Annotated in this window: 16 protein-coding genes; all 16 read left to right on the top strand. The window is 32.5% G+C overall.

The genetic code is table 11. From position 1 onward, the window contains the following. Positions 1-18 precede the first annotated feature (18 nt). The 16 genes from BUA46_RS01245 (at position 19) to BUA46_RS01175 (ending at position 24,347) form a co-directional block, all read left to right on the top strand. Positions 19-993, top strand: a complete 975-nt coding sequence (locus BUA46_RS01245; RefSeq protein ID WP_019388482.1) for a Gfo/Idh/MocA family protein — start codon at positions 19-21, stop codon at positions 991-993. A gap of 1 nt (position 994) precedes the next feature. Beyond that, positions 995-2,170 carry a mannonate dehydratase gene (gene uxuA / locus BUA46_RS01240; RefSeq protein WP_019388483.1) on the top strand — a complete coding sequence of 392 codons (1,176 nt, stop codon included), beginning with the start codon at positions 995-997 and terminating at the stop codon, positions 2,168-2,170. A 19-nt stretch (positions 2,171-2,189) separates the two neighbouring features. Beyond that, complete coding sequence (gene kduI / locus BUA46_RS01235; RefSeq protein ID WP_019388484.1) at positions 2,190-3,032, top strand: 5-dehydro-4-deoxy-D-glucuronate isomerase; 843 nt, start codon at positions 2,190-2,192, stop codon at positions 3,030-3,032. A 3-nt stretch (positions 3,033-3,035) separates the two neighbouring features. Then, positions 3,036-3,830, top strand: coding sequence for a gluconate 5-dehydrogenase (locus tag BUA46_RS01230; RefSeq protein WP_026010128.1), 795 nt, complete (start codon positions 3,036-3,038; stop codon positions 3,828-3,830). A 1-nt stretch (position 3,831) separates the two neighbouring features. Next, on the top strand, positions 3,832-5,007 hold the full coding sequence (locus tag BUA46_RS01225) for a BT3233 family polysaccharide utilization protein (protein WP_019388486.1): 1,176 nt from the start codon (positions 3,832-3,834) through the stop codon (positions 5,005-5,007). Positions 5,008-5,014: 7 nt separating this feature from the next. Further along, positions 5,015-6,427, top strand: coding sequence for a glucuronate isomerase (uxaC, locus tag BUA46_RS14990; RefSeq protein WP_035106549.1), 1,413 nt, complete (start codon positions 5,015-5,017; stop codon positions 6,425-6,427). A gap of 12 nt (positions 6,428-6,439) precedes the next feature. Further along, positions 6,440-7,411 (top strand): TRAP transporter substrate-binding protein, encoded by a 972-nt coding sequence (locus tag BUA46_RS14985; protein ID WP_035106544.1) that lies wholly within the window; start codon positions 6,440-6,442, stop codon positions 7,409-7,411. 2 nt (positions 7,412-7,413) lie between these two features. Further along, entirely contained in the window at positions 7,414-7,905 is a 492-nt protein-coding gene (locus BUA46_RS01215; RefSeq protein WP_019388489.1) for a TRAP transporter small permease, read from the top strand. A gap of 2 nt (positions 7,906-7,907) precedes the next feature. Next, entirely contained in the window at positions 7,908-9,212 is a 1,305-nt protein-coding gene (locus tag BUA46_RS01210; protein WP_178313103.1) for a TRAP transporter large permease, read from the top strand. Between the two features lie 66 nt (positions 9,213-9,278). Then, a complete protein-coding gene (locus BUA46_RS01205) occupies positions 9,279-10,280 on the top strand; it encodes a hypothetical protein (RefSeq protein ID WP_081496198.1) in 1,002 nt (333 codons plus the stop codon). A gap of 121 nt (positions 10,281-10,401) precedes the next feature. Further along, the gene (locus BUA46_RS01200; protein ID WP_237714675.1) at positions 10,402-14,403 is read left to right on the top strand and encodes a hybrid sensor histidine kinase/response regulator transcription factor; all 4,002 of its coding nucleotides are present in this window, start codon (positions 10,402-10,404) and stop codon (positions 14,401-14,403) included. Positions 14,404-14,742: 339 nt separating this feature from the next. Beyond that, positions 14,743-17,772 (top strand): SusC/RagA family TonB-linked outer membrane protein, encoded by a 3,030-nt coding sequence (locus tag BUA46_RS01195; RefSeq protein ID WP_019388493.1) that lies wholly within the window; start codon positions 14,743-14,745, stop codon positions 17,770-17,772. Between the two features lie 24 nt (positions 17,773-17,796). Beyond that, a complete protein-coding gene (locus BUA46_RS01190) occupies positions 17,797-19,314 on the top strand; it encodes a RagB/SusD family nutrient uptake outer membrane protein (protein WP_019388494.1) in 1,518 nt (505 codons plus the stop codon). A gap of 213 nt (positions 19,315-19,527) precedes the next feature. Next, positions 19,528-20,700, top strand: a complete 1,173-nt coding sequence (locus tag BUA46_RS01185) for a glycoside hydrolase family 88 protein (protein WP_019388495.1) — start codon at positions 19,528-19,530, stop codon at positions 20,698-20,700. A 49-nt stretch (positions 20,701-20,749) separates the two neighbouring features. Next, positions 20,750-23,170, top strand: a complete 2,421-nt coding sequence (locus BUA46_RS01180; protein WP_019388496.1) for a glycoside hydrolase family 2 protein — start codon at positions 20,750-20,752, stop codon at positions 23,168-23,170. A gap of 1 nt (position 23,171) precedes the next feature. Beyond that, the gene (locus tag BUA46_RS01175; protein ID WP_019388497.1) at positions 23,172-24,347 is read left to right on the top strand and encodes an alginate lyase family protein; all 1,176 of its coding nucleotides are present in this window, start codon (positions 23,172-23,174) and stop codon (positions 24,345-24,347) included. The last annotated feature ends 313 nt before the right edge of the window (positions 24,348-24,660 follow it).

Below are 24,660 nucleotides of genomic sequence, written 5' to 3'. Positions count from 1 at the left end.
TTAAATAGAGTCAAAAACGTGGGAAGTAATTCTGTAGTTTGGGGAATAATTGGTTGCGGAGATGTAGCTGAGGTTAAAAGTGGCCCTGCATTTCAGAAATGCGAGCAATCAGAATTATTTGCAGTAATGCGCAGAAACGGAGATTTAGCAAAAGACTTTGCGAATAGGCATAATGTGCCACATTGGTTTGATGATGCAGATAAATTATTAGAACAACCAGATGTTAATGCTGTATATATTGCCACACCACCATCCACACATTTAAATTATGCATTAAAAGCGTTAAAAGTAGGTAAAGATGTGTATTTAGAAAAACCAATGGTTTTATCTAAAGAAGAAGCGTTACAACTAAAAACAGCTGTAAATAATAGTAATCAAAAACTAGTAGTAGCACATTACCGTAGGTTTTTACCAATGTATATTAAGGTTAAAGAATTACTCGATGCTAACACCATTGGCGAGGTTAAATTTGTAGATTTAAGATTTCTACAACCTTTCGATTTTAATTCAAGAGCAACTTGGAGGTTAGATGAGGAAGTCTCAGGAGGTGGTTATTTTCATGATATAGCACCTCACCAATTAGATTTAATGTATCATTTTTTTGGAAACTACACGCAAGCCAAAGGCATTGCGGTAAATCAATCGGGTATTAATAAGGTTGATGATACAGTAAATGGATTAATAAATTTTAAAAGTGGTGTGCAGTTTAGAGGTATGTGGTCGTTCGCAATCCCAAAATATTTAGAGGAAGATTGTTGCACAATTTATGGCGAAGAAGGTACCATAGAGTTGTCGTTTTATAAGGAGCAACTCAAGCTTAAATCAAAGAATACAAATAGAGAATTTAATTTTAAAAACCCTGTAAATATTCAACAACCAATGATCCAAGAAACGGTTAATTATTTCTTAGGAAAACGAAGTAATCCATGTCCTGTTGAAGACGGTGTATTGGTAATAGATATAATGGAAGCATTTACAAAAGATAATTTATAAAATGGAACAAACATGGAGATGGTACGGGCCAAATGATCCTGTAACTTTATCAGATATTAAACAAGCTGGCGCAACAGGAGTTGTTTCTGCTTTACACCATATTCCTAACGGAGAAGTGTGGACTATAGATGAAATTCAAAAGCGAAAATCAATTATTGAAAAAGCTGGATTAACCTGGAGTGTCGTAGAGAGTATTCCTGTTCATGAGAATATAAAAACGCGTTCAGGACAATTTGAAACCTATATCGAAAGGTATAAACAAAGTATAGAAAATTTAGCAAAATGCGGTGTTAACATAGTTTGCTATAATTTTATGCCTGTTTTAGATTGGACTAGAACCGACTTGGGTTTTGAGGTTGAAGATGGCTCAAAAGCATTGCGTTTTGATGTCATTGCTTTCGCTGCTTTCGAATTATTTTTATTAAAAAGACCAGGAGCGGAAAGCAGTTATACCGAAGCACAACAAAAAGCCGCAAAAATTTATTTAGAACAACTTTCTGAGGAAGCTAAAATACAATTAGTGAACAATATAATTGCTGGTTTGCCAGGAGCAGAAGAAGGCTACACTTTAGAGCAATTTCAGACTATTTTAGATACTTATAAAGATATTGACGCTCAAACACTAAGAGATAATTTAGTGGCATTTTTAAAAGAAATTATACCCATAGCTTCTAAAAACAATGTTTTGATGTGTATTCATCCAGACGATCCACCGTATCCAATTCTCGGGTTGCCAAGGGTTGTTAGTACAGAAGCCGATTACGCGTATTTATTTGATAATGTTCCAGACAGAGCTAATGGTATTACTTTTTGTACAGGTTCGTTAGGAGTTAGAGCAGATAATGATTTAGTCAACATATTTAATCGTTTTGCAGATCGCGTACATTTCTTGCATTTAAGAAGTACAAAAAGAGATGCCGATGGTAATTTTTACGAGGCAAACCACTTAGAAGGCGATGTAGATATGTATAGTGTTGTAAAAGCAGTGTTAGTTGAAGAAAAAAGACGTAAAGCAGAAGCTTATTCAGATTTTGCAATTCCAGTAAGACCAGATCATGGACACCAAATGCTAGACGATTTGCATAAAAAAACAAACCCTGGATATTCGGGTATTGGAAGACTACGTGGTTTAGCAGAATTAAGAGGCTTAGAATTTGGATTAAAACAAACGATATAATAATAAAAGCATAAAAACAATGAAAACCTATTACGAAACAAGATATGCATCAAGTCCACAAGGCGTAAAAAGCTATGATACTGAGCAATTAAGAGAGGAGTTTTTAATTGATAATTTAATGCAGGAAGACAAAATTGTATTAGTGTATTCCCATTATGATAGATTTATCTCTGGCAGTGCAGTACCAACTAAAACTGCATTAAAATTAGAAGCTATAGACCCTTTAAAAGCTGAGTATTTTTTAGAAAGAAGGGAATTAGGAATTATTAATATAGGAGCCGCTGGTGCCGTTAATGTTGATGGTGTTGAATATGTTTTAGAACATAGAGAGGCTTTATATATAGGACAAGGGAATAAAGAAGTCACTTTTTCTAGCAAGTCTGCCTCAAATCCTGCATTATTTTATATTAATTCTACACCTGCAAACAAAGCATATCCTAATAAAAAAATTGGAATAAACGATGTTGAGGTTATTGAATTAGGCGCTGCTGAAACGGCAAATGCCCGTACTTTAAGAAAGTATATCGTAAACAGTGTTGTTGATGTTTGCCAATTACAAATGGGAATGACAACTTTAAAATCAGGAAGCTCTTGGAATACCATGCCAGCTCATGTCCATGACAGACGCATGGAAGTTTATTTTTATTTTGAAGTTCCGGAGGATCAAGCTGTATGTCATTTTATGGGACAGCCACAGGAAACACGTCATATCTGGATGGGTAATAATCAAGCAGTAATTTCACCACCATGGTCAATTCACTCAGGTTCAGGAACAAGTAGTTATTCGTTTATATGGGGAATGGCAGGTGAAAATTTAGATTATGGCGATATGGATGTTGCTAAAATAACCGAATTAAGATAAGTTATGAGTATGTCATTATTTGATGTAAAAGGCAAGAATGCCTTAGTCACAGGAAGTACACACGGTTTAGGAATGGCAATGGCCAGAGGACTGGGATTAGCTGGAGCTACAATTATTGTAAACGGCAATTCTTCACAAGAAAAAATCGATAAAGCTGTAGCTGAATATAAAAGTGAAGGCATTAACGCCGTTGGCTACAAATTTAATGTTGCTGATGAAGAACAAGTTATTTCTGCTATCTTAAAAATAGAAGCTGAAATAGGACAAATAGATATTTTAATTAACAACGCTGGTATAATTAAAAGAACGCCGCTTATTGAAATGGAAGTTGCCGATTTTAAACAGGTAATCGATATTGATTTAGTAAGTCCTTTTATAGTTTCAAAACATGTTGTAAAAGGTATGATTGCTAGAAAAGCGGGTAAAGTAATTAATATCTGTTCTATGATGAGTGAATTGGGTAGAAATAGCGTAGGTGCTTATGCTGCAGCCAAAGGCGGATTAAAAATGCTAACCCAGAATATGGCCACAGAATGGGCAAAACACAATATTCAAGTTAATGGTATTGGCCCAGGATATTTTGCCACATCTCAAACCGCACCAATTCGTGTTGACGGACACCCTTTTAATGATTTTATTATTAATAGAACACCTGCAGCAAAGTGGGGAGACCCAAACGATTTAGCTGGTGCAGCCATATTTTTGTCATCGAAAGCTAGCGATTTTGTAAATGGTCATATCCTTTATGTAGATGGTGGAATATTAGCAACCATAGGTAATCCTTCAAACGAAGATTAATATGAAAAGTCCATTATTTGCTATTTTATTCTTGTTTTGTCTTATTGTAAGTTGTAGTCCAAAAACGGGTCTAATTATAACAATAAAAAACAATTTAGATATAGATCGTAATTTTGAAACTGTAGAAATTAATAAGGGAGACATTAAACTTAAGGAAGGTGAAACTTTTGAAAGTTTAAGTATTAAGGATATAAAAACAAATGAAGTTTTAGTATCTCAATTTGTAGATAATGACCAAGATGGAAAAGCTGATGTTTTATTATTTCAGCCGGAAGTAAATGCCAATTCAGAGAGGCAGTTTGAGCTCTTAGTGGCTGATGCATCTGCAAAACCAGAAGTTATTGAATATTGTTACTCTAGGTTTGTGCCAGAACGTACAGATGATTACGCTTGGGAAAATAATAAAGTTGGTTTTAGAACTTTTGGTCCTACAGCACAAAAAATGATTGAAGATAATGTAAAAGGAGGTACACTTTCTAGTGGTATTGATGCTTGGTTAAAAAGAGTGGAATACCCAATAATTAATAGCTGGTACAAAAAAGCAGAAAATGAAAAAGGTGCTTACCATAAAGACAGTGGAGAAGGACTTGATAATTTTCACGTCGGTGTGAGTCGCGGTGTAGGCGGAATTGCCGTAAAAATTGATACGACGTATTACATTTCTAAAAACTTCACAAACTGGAAAACAATTACAACTGGCCCAATAAGAACCAGCTTTGTATTAGAGTATGCTGATTGGGATGCCAACGGACAAACCATTACCGAAACGAAACACATCTCATTAGATTATGGAAGTAACTTAACAAGATTCGAAATTGAAATTACTGGTACTGATGCGATTTATACGGGTTTAACACTGCACGAGAAAGATGGAATGCCAACACAGAATGAAGCTTCTGGTTGGATTTCGTATTGGCAACCTCATGATGATTCCGAGCTTGGAACAGCCATTGTAGTTCCAAATAAAAACATGCTTTCAAGTGAATTATTTGATACTCCAGTGAAAGATTGGAGCAATTTATATGCACAAGTAAAAGTAAATAATGGAAGCGCTTTGTATTATGCTGGCTTTGGTTGGAAGAAAGCAGATGAATTTACTACCAAAGAAGCATGGGAAAATTATTTAGAAACTTTTGCACTAAAAATCAATAACCCATTAGTTGTTACAATCAACTAGATTTATTATGAAAACATCAAACTTCATAACTGATAATTTTATTTTACAATCCGAAATTGCTAAAACTTTGTATCATGACTATGCCAAAGATTTACCAATTATAGATTACCATAATCATTTATCACCACAATTAATTGCAGAGGATAAACCTATTAGAAATATTACTGATGCTTGGTTAAATGGCGACCATTACAAGTGGAGGGCTATGCGTGCTAATGGTATTGACGAAATTTACATTACAGGTTCTGCAACTTCAAAGAAAGAAAAATTTTTAAAATGGGCAGAAACGGTTCCTTATACCTTAAGAAACCCATTGTTTCATTGGACGCACTTAGAGTTAAAGCGATATTTCAACATAGATGATATATTACAACCTAGTTCTGCAGAATCTATATATGAAAGTGCGAATTTAATTTTAGAAAATAAAACACCAGCACAATTACTAGAAGACTTGAAAGTAGAAGTAGTGTGCACTACCGACGACCCAGTGGACGATTTGTTATATCATCAACAGATTGCTAATGGCGATTTTTATACCAAAGTTTTACCAACGTTTAGAGCAGATGCGTTGTTTTTTATAAACAAAGAAACATTTTCAAATTATCTGATTAAACTTTCTAAGGCAAGTGCTATAAAAATAAATAGCTTCGATGCATTTTTGGATGCTATTGATAAACGTATAGTATTTTTTAATGAACAAGGTTGTAGATTATCTGATTTTGGCGTTGGAGAGGAATTAAGAATTGTAGATGCTTTAAAGGATGATGTTGATGAGATTTTTTCTAAGAAGTTATCTGGTGAAGTACTAGTTCAACATGAAGTAGATCAATTTAGATCTTTTCTTTTTGTTTATTTAGGAAAGAAATATCATGAATTTGATTGGGTACAACAATATCATTTAGGACCAATTCGTAATAACAATAGTAGGTTGTTAAACCAAATTGGACTTGATGCAGGGGTAGATTCTATTGGCGATTTTCCAATGGCTGAGTTTATGTCAAATCTTTTTAATAAACTAGAGTCTACGAATCAACTTGCTAAAACCATTACCTATAATTTAAACCCTTCTCAGAATGAAGTTTTTGCTACTATGATGGGGAATTTTCAAAATTCTGATTATCCAGGAAAAATGCAATGGGGTTCTGGTTGGTGGTTTTTAGACCAGAAAGATGGCATGGAAAAGCAATTAAATTGCTTATCTAACATGGGGCTATTAAGTCGTTTTGTTGGTATGCTCACAGATAGCCGCAGTTTTTTGTCGTTTCCAAGACATGAATATTTCAGACGAATTCTATGCAATCTATTAGCCGAAGATGTAAAACAAGGCCTTATACCTAATGATATAGAATTCCTTGGTAAAATGGTTCAAGATATTTGTTACTACAATGCCAAAAATTATTTTGGATTTAAATTGAATTGAAAAAAATATAAGATGAAAAAAATACTTCTAGTGTGTATCCTTCTTACAGCCTTTATGTCCTGTAAAAAAGATGGAAAAACCCAAACACTTTATTTGGCACATACCTTACCTCAAACACATCCAGTTCATAAAGGGATTGTAGAATTCAAAAAAGCACTTAACAAAAAGTCTGGTGGTACTATGGATGTTAAGATTTTTCCAGACGGACAGTTAGGTTCAGAACGAGAAGTACTCGAGCTTTTGCAAATTGGTAGCGTTGCTATTACTAAAGTTAGTGCAGCAACATTATCAAACTTTGTACCCGAATATCATGTGTTAGGGATACCATACTTATTTAGAGATAAAGACCATCAATTTGAAGTTTTAGAAGGCGAAGTAGGGAAATCTATTTTAGAGAAAGGAAGTAAGTTTTGGTTAAGAGGATTAGGGTATTACGATGCAGGTAGCCGTAGTTTTTATACGTCAACAAAGCCTATTAGAACACCAGACGATCTTAAAGGCTTAAAGATTCGAGTAATGAATAACCAAATGGCAATTAATATGGTGAATGCGTTAGGAGGCTCTGCTACACCAATGGCATATGGCGAGTTATATACGGCTATACAACAAGGTGTTGTAGATGGAGCTGAAAACAATCCGCCTTCATTTGTATCCTCAAATCACTACGAAGTAAGTAAGTATTATACTTTAGATCAGCATTCTTCTGTGCCTGATGTTTTGTTGATAGGAACAAAATATTGGGATAAACTATCCGAAGAAGAAAAGCAATGGGTTCAAGAAGCTGCAGATGAGTCATCGCAAGCTCAGAAAAAATTTTGGAATGATTCTGTAGAGGAATCTATGGCAATTGCGAAAAAAGCAGGAGTAGAGATTATTATTCCAGAGAAATCACTTTTTCAAGAAAAATCTAAATCGGTTTTAGAGGCGTTTTTGAAAGAACACCCTGAAATGACTGATTTAATTAATAAGATAAAAAACCAATAATTATGAAGCTAGCAGATTTAATTTTCGATAAAGCGTGCAGAACCATGGAGATTTTTCTGATATCTATATTTGGGCTATTAGTTATAGATGTATTGGGCCAGGTGTTTTCAAGGTATATTTTAAACACCTCTTTTGCTTTTACAGAAGAGTTAGCAAGATTTTCTCTAATATGGCTTTCTATTTTAGGAGCAGCATATTTAAGTGCGAAGCGACAACACTTATCCATGGATTTTTTATATCAAAAATTTTCAGATAAAAATAAAAAAAGGGCCTTAGTTTTTATAGAGATATGTATTTTTCTATTTGCGCTAATAGTTATGGTTATAGGTGGTTTTAATTTGGTTTATACCACCCTGCATTTAGAGCAATTATCGGGTACTTTAAGAATACCTTTGGGTTACATCTATGCCATTCTACCAATAAGTGGACTATTAATGATGTGGTTCTCCATTTACCATTTAGCAAAAATCAATACTAATAAAATAACTGAATAAAGATGAGTATAGAAGTAATAAGTATCATCGTTTTGTTTGCAAGCTTTTTTGTTTTATTAATGCTAAAAGTTCCTGTAGCTTATAGTATTGGTATTTCAACAACTATAAGTTTATTGCTAAATATTGATAAATTACCAGGATTAACAACCATTGCGCAACGTATGACGACAGGTATTGATAGTTTTGCGTTACTGGCTATTCCATTTTTTGTTTTAGCAGGCGAGATTATGAAACGAGGCGGAATTGCAAATCGGTTAATAAACTTTGCAAAATCTCTGGTTGCGAGTCTTCCAGGAGGTTTAGCCTATGTAAATGTTTTGGCTTCAATGTTATTTGGTGCCATTTCAGGTTCTGCTATTGCAGCTACCTCAGCCATTGGAAGTATTATGACAGATAGAATGGAAGAAGAAGGCTATCCCAGAGAATTTAGTGCATCAGTAAATATAACGTCATCAACTACAGGTCTGTTAATTCCCCCAAGTAACATCTTAATAGTATATGCCTTGGCTAGTGGCGGTACAGCATCTGTGGCGGCTTTATTTATAGCGGGTTATTTACCAGGCATATTATTAGGGGTGGCTATTATGAGCTATATTGCTTTTGTGGCAATTACGCGAAAATTTTCAAAAGGTAGTCGTACGCCTCTAGGTTTAATTTGGACCTATTTTAGAAAAGCATTTTTTAGTCTATTACTATTAGTTATTGTTGTTGGAGGTATCGTAGCAGGTATTTTTACAGCTACGGAAGCGTCTGCTATTGCTGTTTTATATGCCGCTGTATTAGCTTTAATTTATGGTGATGTAAAAACTAAAGATTTTCCAGAAATTTTATTAACCAGTGCAAAAACTACTGCGGTGGTTATGTTTTTAATTTGTACATCCATGGCTATGTCATGGTTGTTCTCTTTTGAAGGCATCCCAGAGTTAATAAGTGGGTTTTTACTAGAACAATTCAGTAATAAAATCGTGATATTTTTAGTTATTAATTTGGTGCTATTAATAATTGGAACATTTATGGATATGACGCCAGCGGTATTAATTTTCACACCTATATTCTTACCAGTAGTTGTGGCATTAGGAATGCATCCTGTACATTTTGGAATTGTTTTGGTCCTTAATTTATGTATAGGTTTGTGTACACCACCAGTTGGAACCATCCTTTTTGTAGGTAGTGGCATTGCCAATGTCTCGGTTTCACAAGTAGTCAAGCCATTATTGCCCTTTTTATTAATTATGGTTATTGTTTTGCTTTTGATCACATATATTCCAGAAATTTCTATGTTTTTACCAAGATTATTTGATTTGTAAGAGCGTTTTGTGATATATCCATAGCATCAATATGATAAATATGCATTAGCCTTTAGAAAGATGTTTATGAATTTTACATTTAGAGTATTCAGAGTTCTTTTTTTGGTATTTGGGATAAGCACATTAACATATGGGCAAAGTGGTCCAGAAATTCTCTTAAATGAGAAGATTGCTGAGAAAAACTACTTTCCAGATTTTAGCTTTGCAGGCTACCATAATGGAGAAGCAGATATTCCAAAGGCAGTTGGTAAAATTGTTTACGCCATTGATTACGGTGTGATTCCTAAAGATGGATTGGACGATTCCAAAGCTTTACTAAAAGCTATTTATAAAGCTTCTGAAATTGAAGGAAGTGTCACTTTGCAGCTACCAGGAGGACGTTTAATTTTAAGTGATATTTTATATTTAGAACGTAGCCTTTTTGTTTTCCGCGTTGCAGGAACTGGAGCGAATGGTACAGAAATATATTGCCCAAGGTCTTTAATGTATGCTGAAAATCCTGCAGTATTAAAAGAGCTCCGAGAATATTTGTTAGAATTTGATAAAAAACAAATAGAAAAGGAAAATATTATTGATTTACCTTTCACTCAATATGCCTGGGCTGGAGGTTTTATTTGGACTAAAGTACAAGGTGTAAGCGTAAAATCCTATCTCCAAAAATATGAGGAACCTTACAATGTGGTAGCAAAAGTTTCAAAAGGAAAAAGAGGAACATTTAGTTTTAAAGCTTCAGAAGCTAAAGAATTAAAAGTTGGCGACGTTCTGGAATTACAGCTTTTTAATAAAGATGGTGAAGAAGGTGATATTATTGATGATTTATACATAAATAGAGATGTTAAAATTGGTTCTCATCATTGGAAACCCTCACATGGAGCTTATAGTACTTTTTGGAACACTAATTTAAAAGTACTAGGAAGTCTTAATAAAAGTGATTCAGTTTTATTAAATGGTATGAATGATGGACCTTATGCTAGAGTAATTGGTGTGAGCGGAAATATTAATTTTAGAGCTATCTATGCACCTGACGCATATATAGAATATGTAAATAAGTCTTTAAATTCTATTTGAATCTTTATTACTTTTACTTTAATTACAAATGCCTGTAAATTAAATGTATAGACTATTTGTTTTATATTTTGTTTTTTGCTTTACTTCTGTTTGCTTTTCCCAAGCAAATACGTATCAATTTGTGCATTTGTCAAATACCAATGGTTTATCACAAAGCTCAGTAATTGCAATTCATCAAGATAATTTAGGTCAAATTTGGATTGGTACCAGAGATGGGTTAAACAAATATGATGGTACTAAATTCACTATTTACAGAAATGAAGTTTATAACCCAAACTCTATAAGCAACAATGATATACTTTCCATAAAGCAGGATTCTGAGGGTTTTATTTGGATAGGAACACATAATGGGCTCAATAAATTTAATCCAAGAACTAATGCGTTTACTCGTTATTTTCACAATCAAAACGATTCCTCTATAAGTAATAATACTGTTTGGACTATCGAAGAATTATCAAATGGTGAAATTTGGTTAGGAACCTCTAACGGATTAAGTATTTATAATAAAAAAACAAATACGTTTAAAAGTTTTCTGCAGAGTAAGAATGGCAATGAAGATAATGCTGTTTTATCTATTTATGAAATGCCTAATAAAAATGTTTTTGTAGGTACAACCAAAGGTTTAAGTGAATTAATTAATAGAGATATTTATAATTTAAAGTTTAAAACAATTCCTAATACGGAACAATTAAATATTCAAGATTTAGTTGAAAGCCCCAATAAAACATTATTAATTGCTACAAAAACTAAAAGTGTTTTAGAATTTAATCTTAAAACGAAAAGTATTTCTAATTATTTAAATGATAATGAATTCGAAGATGGTGATGAAAATGTTAGACAGTTGTTATTTGAAAATAATCAAAAATTGTGGGTAGGCACCTATAATGGTCTTAAAATAGTTGATGAAAACAAGAATATTACGTTGTTAAGAGCCGATATAAATAATCCAAAAAGTTTAAGTAAAAGTTCGATTAAAACTTTATATAAAGATAAAAAAGGATCAATTTGGATTGGTACCTATTATGGTGGTGTAAATATTTGGGATGATTCGAATATTAATTTTTTGAATATTACCCAAAGTCAGATTGGTAAGGGTTTGAGTTATGATGTAGTAAGTTCTATAGAAACGTCTAATGAGTTACTTTTCTTTGGAACGGAAGGAGGAGGGATAACAATTTTCAATAAAAAAACAAAAACCTATACATACATCAACAAAGAAAGCACTAAATTTTTATTTGATAATAATATAAAATCTTTATTTCTTTCAAAAAATAAGCTTTGGATTGGAACTTTTTATAAGGGAGTTCAAGTTTATAACCTTAGTACGAAAAACTTTGATTCTGTAATCCTATCGTCAAAATTAAAAGATTACTTAAATGATGTTGGTGTTTATTCCATTAAGCAAGACAATAATCAGAATATGTGGTTTGGTACGTTTGGTAAAGGACTAGTTAAATATAATCTTATAACAAAAGAATTTGTCGTCTTTAGTTTTTCTAATAATTCTCACAATTCACTATCAAATAATTTAATCAGAACAGTAACTATAGATTCTAACAACAATATTTGGGTTGGTAGTGAAAAAGGATTGAATAAAATAGATGTTAATGGCCATATTAAAACATACTTTTATGATATGAACCTTCAATATGGGGATGATATATTATCAATTTTTGAGAGTTCAAGTAAAGATATTTGGTTAGGCACAAAAGCAAAGGGATTATTTAAACTTCAGGATTCGAATTTTATACCTATTGACTTATCAGATAATCACAACAGGGTTTCATCTGTACATAGTATTTTAGAAGATAATAACCGTTTATTATGGATAAGTACTAATCAAGGAGTAGTAAGGTTTAATACACAGAAGAATGACATTAAAATTTATAATCAAAAGGATGGACTTATAAGTAATGAGTTTAATGATAATGCCGGCCTCAAAATAGGTGGGTCTCAATTTTATTTTGGAGGACCCTCAGGAATAACCTATTTTAATTCTAATAGTTTAACAACAAATAAATATACTCCTCGAGTAATATTAACCGATTTTACCATAAAGAACAAAATTATTCAGGTTGATGATGAAAATTTAATTCTAAAAAAGACATTGCCTTTTACGGAAGCAGTCGAATTATCGTATAATCAAGGTAATTTCAGTATTTATTTTTCAATACCAAATTTTATAAATTCAAATAACAATACTTATAAATACCGATTAAAAGGTTTAGAAGAAGAGTGGAATTTAACCTCAAATAATATAGCATCTTATACTATTCAAAACTCAGGTTATTATGTGTTTCAAGTTACTGGTGCAAACAGTGATGGTATTTGGAATGAGACTATTACTGAATTAAAGATAGAGGTGGCGCCTGCTCCGTGGCGAAGTTGGTGGGCAATCTTAATATATGGGATGCTTATTTCCGGAATTTTATATTTTTTAATACATATATCTAAATCTAAATCTAAATTAAAGCACGAGCTTGAATTAGAGCTTATTGAAACAGATAGAGCTAAAGAAGTTAATAAAACTAAATTAGAATTCTTCACTAATATTTCACACGAATTTAGAACACCATTAGCGTTAATTTTAGGCCCACTTAATCAAATTATTCATGATTATAAAGGTAGCAATAAGATGTATAAGAAATTATTGGTTGTGCAAAGTAGTGCAAATCACCTATTACATCTAATAAACCGTTTAATGGATTTTAGAAAATTCGAAAAAAATCTTTATAAGCTTGAAGCAGCCGAAGGAAATATAATTAAATTTCTAAAAGAGATTTATTTCTCGTTTACTGAATATGCAAAGTCAGGTAACTACGAATTTAATTTTAATACAGAGGAAGATGAGATACTTTTGTTTTACGATCGCTACAAACTTGAACGTGTGTTTTATAATTTAATATCAAATGCGTTTAGATATACCCCTAAAAATGGAAAAATCGCTATCAGCGTTACAAAAGATATTGAAAGTATAATTATCCAAGTTGAAGATACTGGTGTTGGTATAGCTGAAGAATATCGAGATAAAATTTTTGAACGTTTTTTTGAAGTATCGCTTAATAATAAACCAGATAATAATTATGATAAAGGAACAGGCATTGGCTTGTCAATAGCTAAGAGTATAGTTGATTTACATAAAGGAGAACTCTACGTTAAAAATAATGATAATAATCAAGGGTCAATTTTTGTTGTAAAACTCCTTTTGGGACGTAAACATTTAACTGATGAGGAGATTATTAAAGATTTTAAGTTTAGTGATGATATTTGTCAATATGTAAAACAAATCGATGAGTCTATAGCTAATCTTGAAGATGAAATTCCGAGAACACCAGATAAAGAAAAGTTAACCATACTTGTAGTAGAAGATAATAAACCTCTTAGAAGGTTTATGCTGAGTTTATTAAACGAGAATTATAATATTCTCGAGGCTGCCAATGGAAGAGCAGCATTTAAAATAGCTAAGAAAGAAATACCAGATTTAATAATCAGTGATGTTGTTATGCCAATAATGGCTGGAACAGAATTGTGCTCGGCAATTAAAGGTGAACTAAAAACAAGCCATATTCCAATAATCTTACTAACTTCAAGAACATCATTAATTTATAAATTAGAAGGTTTAGAGAGTGGAGCCGATGATTATATCAGTAAACCTTTTGATATTAAAGAGTTTAAAACGCGTGTAAAAAATTTATTGGAAAATACAGTAAGGTTGAAAAAGAAATTTTCATCTACTGATATATTTGATTCGAATGAAGTTGTAATTACCTCTGTAGACGAAAAACTCTATAGAAGTGCAATTAAGATAGTTGAAAATAATATTGGAAATGAAGATTTTGATATACCTTATTTTTGTTCAGAACTAGGAGTGAGTAGAACCATGTTATTCACAAAAGTAAAAGCATGGTCAAACTTCACTCCGAATGAATTTATTCAGCATTTTAGAATGAAGCGTGCTGCTCTATTATTAGAGCAAGGTAAAATCAATATCGCTGAAGTAAGTTATATGGTTGGGTTTAAAAATCCTAAGTATTTTAGCACTTGTTTTAATAAGAAATTTGGCCAGACTCCAACTGAATATGCTAATAAGTTTTCAGAAAATATTAATATTTCAAATGAATAATTAATTTGTTTTTAACTTTAGCTATTTAATAACAATTTTAAACATCCCATTCTAAAAGTTCAAATCGGATTATTTGTCTAGCGAATAATTTCTCGAAAATTAATTATTTGATTTTAAATCTTTTTATGTATATTTGGTCAACCAATTTGGAAAACCAGTTTTATTTTTCAAATATTCATGGTTCATGAAATTAGTATTTGTACAATTTTATACCAATTTTGAATTTTTAAAACTTACTATTAATCTAACTTTATAACTTATAAAAAATCAAAGAATACATGGAAATTAAAAATGGAAACTATTAAAACTAAAATTTAAAATTAACTCAAAATTAAACTAATGAAAAAAACTAAAAGCTTAAAAAACACAATCCTATTAATAATAGGTTTTTGTTTTGCATTTAATGTTAATGCACAGCAAAAAACTATAACGGGTACTGTAACTGCAGAGGCAGATGGAATGACTTTACCGGGCGTAAATGTTATTGTTAAAGGAACTAGTAATGGTACATCTACAGATTTTGATGGTAACTATACAATTAATGTAAATGATAATGATGCTGCATTAGTATTTAGTTACATAGGTTACAAAACTAAAGAAGTTGCTATTGGTAATTCTAATGCTCTAAATGTCGTATTAGTTGAAGATTTAGCTGCATTAGACGAAGTGGTAGTTGTAGGTTATGGTGCTCGTAAAAAGAGTGATATAACTGGTTCTGTATCTTCTGTGAAATCTGAAGAATTAAATGCATTTCCTGTTCTAGATGCTGCACAGGCGTTGCAAGGACGAGCAGCAGGTGTTGTTGTTCAATCTAATAATGGAGGTGAACCAGGAGCACCAATCAATATTAAAATCAGAGGTAATACATCTATTAATGCTAGTAGTGCACCACTAATTGTTGTAGATGGATTTGTGGGTGCGTCAATGCCACAGCCAAACGACATAGAATCTATGGAAGTATTAAAAGATGCATCAGCAACAGCAATATATGGTTCTAGAGGTTCAAATGGAGTTGTTTTAGTAACGACCAAGAAGGGTAGAAAAGGCAAATTATCGGTTGAATTTAATTCTAATTATTCTGTTCAAAACACAGCAAACGAACTTGATTTGTTAAACGCTGATGAATTTGCGAGCTACCAGACTGCAATAAACCCTGGGTATGTTCAAGGTCCTGCAAATACAGACTGGCAAGACTTATTATATAGAACGGGTAGTACACAGAATCATCAATTTTCTTTTTCAGGAGGAAGTGATAATGTAAATTTTTATACTTCAGCTACTTATTTTAAGCAAGAAGGTGTTGTTATAAATTCTGAATTTGAAAGAATATCTTTTTTATCAAATGTTGATGCACAAGTAACAGAAAAATTGAAATTAGGTATGAATCTATTTGGTAGTAGAGGAACTAAAGCTGGTGTTCCTACACAATCAACTGGTGAAACTGCAAATGGAGGTGGAGATGATGTCATTTCATTAATGTTTAGATTTGCACCAGATCAACCAATACAAGATGCTAACGGCGTAAATACAATAAATTCTGTAGGTGATAATGTTGATAACCCTTATGCTATTGCTACTGAAGGGGTAAACGAAACGAAAACAGATAATTATAGAGCAAATTTATATGCCAATTATGATATCTTTGAAGATCTTGCTTTTAAAACGACTTTTGGTTTTAGTACAGCTAATGGAAACGCGGGTGTGTTTAGACCATCTACTTTAGTAGTTACAGCTGGATCTGGCGTAGGAGGAAGAGCTACAATTGAAAATTTCAAAAGAACAACTGTATTAAGCGAGAATTACTTAACTTATAATAAAGAAATAGGCAAAGGAAATTTAACATTATTAGGAGGTTATTCTTATCAAAAAACATCTACGGATAGATTTTCAGCAGGTGCTCAAGGGTTTACTTCTGATTCTTTTTCTTTTTATAATTTACAGTCTGGTTCAACTCAATTAATACCTACATCATCTTACTCTGAAACAGAAATACAATCTCAATTTGGTAGACTGAATTTTGACTATGATGACAAATATTTACTTACAGCTACAGTAAGACGAGATGGAGCTTCTAACTTTGCTGAAAATGAAAAGTATGCTATTTTTCCATCAGGAGCGATAGGTTGGAAAATATCAAATGAAGAGTTTTTAAAAGATCATGATAAAATTTCGAATTTGAAATTAAGAGCTAGTTACGGTGTAACTGGTAATCAAGCTATTGCGGCTTACCAATCTTTAGCAAGCTTCGGTTCAGTTTTTACACCTATTAATGGTACAACGGTAATTAACGTAACACCAAATCAAGTTGCTAATCCAGATTTAAAATGGGAATCTTCATACCAAACAAATATTGGTTTAGATTTAGGATTATTCAATAATAAAATCTCACTTTCATTGGATTATTATAATATAGATACCAAAGATTTAATAATCGAAGATTCTAGTCAGCCACAATATTTAGGTTTTTTAACTGCAGCTAGTTTAAGAAATGTAGGTGAAGTAAATAACAAAGGATTTGAAATATCTTTAAATACAAGAAATATAAGTAACGAAAATTTTAGTTGGACAACAGATTTTAACTGGTCTACAAACAAAAATGAGTTTGTTACCTTATTAAATGGTCAAGATATATTCCAAGATGCTTCACCAGGGTATTTTAATATACCACGTACACATATTTTAAGAGAAGGTGAAGCAGTGGGCGTTTTTTGGGGATTTGAATACCAAGGTGTTTACCAAGGCGGTGCGTTACCAGCAGGAACAGCTACCTTATCAGGAGCTGTAGCAGGTGATCAATTATTTACTGACATAGATGGTGATGGTAGTATCACACCAGGAGATGATCAAAAAATAATAGGAGATCCTAATCCAGATTGGACATTTGGTTTTACCAACAACTTTTCTTATAAAAACTTTGATTTAAATATCTTTTTTCAAGGTTCTCAAGGAGGAGATGTTATGAATCTAACAAATGTACAGTTGTTTAATGGAGATTCGAATGCTACCAGAGATATATTAAACTCATGGACTCCTACGAACACAGATACTAATATTCCACGAGCTGCACTCAGAGGAAAACAGATTAGTTCTCGTTTTGTAGAAGATGGAAGTTATATTAGATTAAAAAATATAGCTTTAGGTTATAATTTGCCTTCAAATATCACTGACAAGCTAGGGATGGATAATGTTCGATTATCTATAAGTGCACAGAATTTATTAACTTTTACCGATTATTCTGGTTTAGATCCAGAAGTGAGTTACGGCGTTGTTGGTCAGGGAAGTTCTGCAAGTAATACAACTAATGGTTTTGATTTTGGAAATTACCCAACTGTCAAATCTGTGAACTTCAGTGTTAATCTAAAATTTTAATCAATAAATACAAAAACATATATAATGAAAACATATAAATATTTATTCTTATTGGTAGGGTTATCAATATTAGGATGTTCGGATTTGGAAGAAGAGCCTATAGGTTTGTTAGCTCCAGATGGGTTTTTTAAGACCACAAATGATATACAAACGGCGGCAAATGCAGCTTTCGGGCATATGACTCATGAAGATTTTTGGGGTAGAAAAATGTCTTTAACTCTTATGTTACGTGGTGATATGGTTGCCATTGGTGATCCAACTACGTCGTCAAGAAGAATTGATCATGATGTCTTTACCGTTCAAGCAGATAATGGAATGATTGACGGTTATTGGCTTAGAGTTTATCAAATGATAGCTGCTGCTAATCAAGCTATTGCAGGGGCGGAAGATGTGGGAGCAGCTGATGAAATAAAAAACCCAGTTACGGCTCAAGCTTATTTTGCAAGAGCTTTTGCTTATTTCCATTTAGTAAGACAATTTGGAGATATACCCTATATAACTGAACCAGTAAAAGATTTGGCTGCAGCAAGTGCTATAAGCAAAACGCCAGCTGCTGAGGTTTATGCAAATATTATTGCCGATTTACAGTTTGCAAAAACATGGTTGCCAAATACACAGGTAGCTCGATCAATACCTGCTAAATCAGCAGCACATTCTTATTTAGCTTTGGTGTATCTAACCATGGGAGATTTCCCAAACGCCTATGCAGAAGCTAAAGGAGTTATTGATAATGAGGGAACGTATAATTTAGGCTTAGAACCAGATTTTCAGGATTTATTTGATTCGTCGAAATCAAATAGTTCTAAAGAACCTATATTTTTATTAGATTTTATTGGGGCCAGTAATGGTGATGATGGAAGAGATTATCAAGCAGCATTAACAGGTCTTAGAGATGACGAGCAGTACGGTCTTGGAGGTGGTTGGTCTGTTGGTGTTCCTTCTCTTGAAGTTTATAATAGATGGGATGGTAGAGATTATAGAAAAGCAGTTAGTTTAGATACAACAGGAGTTTTTAACGGGGTAACTCAACCTTATACTGTATTTAAAGAAAGTGGTGCTGGTAGAGGTGTGAATAGACCGCATATTGCAAAATATACACGCGCTATTGGAACAACAGCTACAGGAAATGGCAGAGGTTCTGAAACAAATTATATGATGATGCGTTATGCAGAGGTGCTGTTAATAGCGGCAGAAGCGTTGAACGAAACTTCACCAGGTTCATCTGAAGCTGAAGGTTATGTAAATAGAGTAAGAGCTAGAGCTAGAAGTGGTAATGGATCTATGTTTCCAGCAGATGTTTCCGGATTGTCACAAGATGATTTTAGAACAATGGTTTTAGAAGAACGTAAGTGGGAACTTGCCTTTGAGTTTAAAAGATGGTATGATATTGCTAGAAGAAGAATGGGTGCACAAGTGTTTAGTGATTCAGGATTAGAAGGAGCAAAGCCAAATTTTGATGCTACCCGAGATTATTTATTCCCGTTACTTTCTGATGAGTTAGCAAGAAATCCTAACTTATTGCCTCAAAATCCAGGGTATTAGAAAATAGTTAATTGATAAATTTATCGATTATTACAATTATAAAATTGGGTTTACAACTTTTAAGTCGTAAACCCAATTTTATTTAATAGCGGTAAATTAAGTGCTTTGTTAATTATAATGGCACAATGATGTACAATTTTGCACCCTTTTTTGTATTTCTGTTTTTGAAAATTGAAATACATTTGAGAGTGCTAACATAATTTGAATTTTATTATGAAAATAAACTCCTTTAAACTATTCTTTATATCATTAAGTTTTTTAGTTTCTTGTAATACCGAAAAAAAAGAAGAATTTCATGCACATGCTGAATTAGAAAAAAGATACCAAAAACTATTAGATTACCCATTGGATTCCTTAGCGTTTCCAAGAAGTTATTCGCATGAATCCAAACAAATAAAAAAAGTACCTTCAAAAGATTGGACTAGTGGATTTTTCGCGGGAAATCTTTGGCAAATTTATGAGTTAACTGGAAATGAAGCCTATAAAGAACGAGCACAACTATGGACAGTATTTATAGAAAAAGAAAAGTTTAATGATCGAACGCACGATATGGGATTTAAAGTCTTTAATAGTTTTGGTCAAGGTTTAAAATTTGAAGATAATCAAGCTTACAAAGATGTTATTGTTAAAAGTGCACAAATATTAAGTTCTCGTTTTAATGAAAAGATAGGAAGTATTCGTTCTTGGGATTTTAATAGAGATAAATGGCAATTTCCTGTAATCATAGATAATATGATGAACTTAGAACTACTTTTTGAAGCCACTATAATTTCAGGCGATAGTACGTATCATAAAATAGCAGTAACCCATGCCAATACAACTTTGAAGAATCATTTCAGACCTAATGGTAGCACCTGGCATGTTTTAGATTACGATACCATTGCTCATCAACCAAGATTAAAAGTAACACATCAAGGTGTTGCTGATAATTCTTCTTGGGCACGTGGTCAAGGTTGGGCTATTTATGGTTATACAATGGCTTACAGATATACAAAAGATGAAAAATATCTTAACAGAGCAAAGGCAACTGCTGCTTTCTTTTTAAATCATAAAAATTTACCTGAAGACGGCATTCCGTATTGGGATTTTGATGCGCCAAACATTCCAAATGAATCAAGAGATGTTTCAGCAGGTGCTATTGTAGCATCAGCATTAATAGAATTATATCGTTACACTAATGATGAAACATATATTAATTACAGTAAAAAATTCTTAAAAAATGTTCAAACCGCAGATTACATTTTATCTTCAGATATTGATATTCCCTTTATTCTAGATCATAGTTTTGGAGATTGGTCTAAAAGATCGGAAATGAACGAACCTATAGTTTACGGAGATTACTATTTTTTAGAAGCATTATTAAGATTGAATGCACTTGAAAATTAGGAATAGACAAACTGCAAAATATAATTAGCCACTAACTTTTCAAAAAAACATGAAATTCAAAATATTTAAAATAGCAATCGCTTTTATACTTTGCTTATTTATTTCGTCTTGTCAAAATAATGTTGATAACAGTGAAAATTCAGAACGAATTGAAACAAACATTAATGAGAATTGGTTGTATTCAGAAAACAATACAAAAAATGTCTCTGATGCACTAAAAGCTGAAAATTGGCAAAAAACAAACTTACCACATTCTTGGAATAGCCTAGATGCAACAGATGTAATTCCGGGATATCGCAGAAGTGGAAGTTGGTATAAAAAAACGATAAATATTGCTCAAATAAATTCAAATAAAATTTACCAATTGTATTTTGAAGGCATAAATATAACTTCAGAAATTTTTGTAAACGGAAACAAAGTTGGATCGCATATTGGCGGTTATATTGGTTTTACTGTTGATATTTCTGGAGCAATCAAAAACGGAGATAACGAAATTCTTGTAAGAGCAGATAATAGTTACGATCCAGAAATTATACCATCACAAAAAAGTGATTTCTTCATTTTTGGAGGCATTACAAGAGATGTTTGGCTGCAAACAAAACCAAAAACACATTTATCAAACTTAAAATATACAACTCCAAAAGTATCCATTGAAAGTGCATCCTTAGAGGGTACAGTAGATGTTATTAACGGAAACGAATCCTCAATAATAAAAGTAACATTAAAAGATAATCAGGGAAAAGCTATTGCTGAGGATGAATTTACTGTTGTAAATAATTCAGCTAAAATAACCTTTGATGCTATTCAAAATCCAAAATTATGGGATACTGATAACCCTAATTTATATACTATTGAAGTCGCTTTACTTGATAATAACAAAACAATTTTAGATCAAATTTCAGATAAAGTAGGCTTTAGATGGTTTGAATTTAAAGATTACGGTGCGTTTTATCTTAACGGTAAAAGACTCTTATTGCGAGGTACGCATCGTCATGAAGAACATGCTGGTGTTGGTGCAGCGATGAGTAACGAACAACATAGGGCAGACATGGAACTTATTAAAGACATGGGAGCTAATTTTGTACGTTTAGCACATTATCCTCAAGACCCAGAAGTTTACAAGGCTTGTGATGAACTAGGTCTTTTAGTTTGGGACGAATTACCTTGGTGTAGAGGAGGCCTTGGAAATGATGCTTGGAAAACCAATACTAAAACCATGCTGAAGGAAATCATAAATCAAAATTATAATCACCCCAGTATTATTTTATGGTCCTTAGGTAATGAAATTTATTGGCTACCAGATTTTGAAAATGGCGATAATCGAGAAAAAATAAATGAATTTTTAGAGGAGCTCAATACCTATGCTCATGAGTTAGATCCAACTAGAAAAACGGCTATCAGAAAATATTATGAAGGCGCACATATTGTGGATGTTTTTTCACCTTCAATTTGGTCTGGTTGGTATTCAGGTAGCTATAAAAGTTATCAAAAAGCAATAAATCAATACAAAGCCGAATATCCACACTTTTTACATGCCGAGTATGGTGGTTCAAGTCATGTAGGGAGACATACCGAAAACCCAATTACAGGAGAAGGTCAAATTCAATCTGATGGTTGGGAAGAAGCCATCGTACAAACCGATGTGGCAAATATTGCTCAAATAGGCGATTGGAGCGAGAATTATATTGTGGATTTATTCGATTGGCACTTACGAATCTCTGAAAACGATTCTACTTTTGTAGGTAATGTACAATGGGCTTTTAAAGATTTTGGCACCCCATTACGACCAGAAAATGCCATTCCTTATATGAATCAAAAAGGTCTAGTGGATAGAAGCGGAAAACCAAAGGATGCCTTTTATGTTTTTAAAAGCTATTGGAGTGATGACCCGTTTACATATATAGAGTCTCATACATGGACAGAGCGTCAAGGTCCAAAAGGAAAATCAAGAGATATTAGTATATATAGTAATTGCCCAGAGGTTGAATTGTTTTTAAATGGGAAAAGTTTAGGCGTGAAACAAAGAGATACCAAAGCATTTCCAGCGGCAGGATTAAATTGGACAATTAATTTTAACGAAGGTATAAACAAACTCGTTTCCATCGGAAAAACTAAAAATGGTAAAGAAGTAAAAGATAAGTTAGATATTAATTACAGATTTACAAAAAACGAAAAGGCTACAGCTTTAAAACTTGATTATAAGTTATTGGAAAATAATAGATATTTAGTTACCGCAACAGCTCTAGATAAAAATGGTTTAAGATGTTTAGATTATGAAGAGCGTGTTTATTTTCAATGTTTAAATGGGGGAAAAGCCATAATAAGTCAAGGCACACCAACAGGAAGCGAAGTGATTGAAATGGCAAATGGCGAAGCATCCATAGAAGTTGAAAGATTTTCAGATGAAGAACAATTACAAGTTATGGTTCTCAATCAAAGTTTTAAGGGGACCTATTTAAATATAAATTAGTATGAGTTTGAAATTTAACCTTATCTTTTCGATCTTTTTATTACTGATTCTTACATCATGTAATAAACAGCAATCAGATTTTGAAGTCGTTGAAAATTTGGTTGAGAAAGAGGTTTTAGTAAAAGCTCAGGAATATCTAACATTCCAACCTATAACTATAACCAATTTTGTTTCTGAAAGGAGTGCAGGTACAAAGCACGACTTTTATTCTGAAGGTGATTATTGGTGGCCAAATCCAAAACATCCAGATAGCGCATATATTAGGAAAGATGGTTTGAGCAATCCAGATAATTTTGTTGCGCATAGAAAATCAATGATAAGGTTAAGTCAAATTTCAGGAGCCTTGGCCTCTGCTTACCTTATTACAAAAGATGAGACTTATCTTAAAAGTTTAATGCCGCATTTTCAAGCTTGGTTTGTAAATGAGACCACTAAAATGAATCCACATTTGTTATATGCACAGGCCATAAAAGGTAGAGTTACAGGTCGTGGTATTGGAATTATTGATACCATTCATTTAATTGAAGTAGCCCTAGCTGTTGGAGTTCTTGAAGAAGCTAATCTTTATTCAGAAGCTGAAATCGAAAAAATAAAAAATTGGTTTTCGCAATATTTAACATGGCTAACAACCCATAAGTTTGGTATAGACGAACGTGATAATGGTAATAATCATAGTACATGTTGGGCGATGCAGGTAGCGGCATTTGCAAAACTTACCAACAGAGAAATAGAATTAGATTTTTGTAGAAACTTTTTTAAAAATGATTTGCTACCAAATCAAATGGCGCAAGATGGGAGCTTTCCAAAAGAATTGGCAAGAACCAAGCCTTACGGATATTCTTTATTTAATTTGGATGCCATGTCTAGCTTGGCACAATTGATATCTACAAAACAAGCTAACTTTTTTGAGTATGAAGCAAAAGATGAAAAAAGCTTGAAACTTGCATTACAGTTTTTGTATCCTTATATAAAGGACAAAGCAAAATGGCCTTATCAAAAAGATGTGATGTATTGGGACGATTGGCCAACAAAGCAACCATCTTTCCTTTTTGGAGGACTTAGTTTAAATAACGAAGCTTATATAAAAACATGGTCTAAACTTCCAGAAATTCCAAATAAAGCGGAAATACTTCGTAATATGCCAGTTCGATATCCATTGTTATGGATAATGGAATAACTTCTTATTCTATTTAATGTTTAAGATTATAACTCAGCTTGAATTTTGATCTGTCATAAAATCTTTGGCACGAATTAAATACATTACTTATTAAAGAATAAGTTTATAAAGAATTCTCTAAAATTTTATTTATTAAATATGATGAATATCATATTTCAATGGATATTAAGTTAAAATTCACACCATACAGTATAGTGCAGGATAGTTAAAATAGTATTATGTTGTAAAATTGTTAACATATTATTATGACTTTATTTTATCCTTTATTCTTTTAAGTCATTCTAACTAAATAAAACTATAATATTTTAAACTT

This window comes from Algibacter luteus (assembly GCF_900141715.1).
GTDB classification, from domain to species: domain Bacteria; phylum Bacteroidota; class Bacteroidia; order Flavobacteriales; family Flavobacteriaceae; genus Arenitalea; species Arenitalea lutea.
Note: the sequence above shows the minus strand (reverse complement) of the source record. Positions and strands in the feature narration are given on the sequence as shown.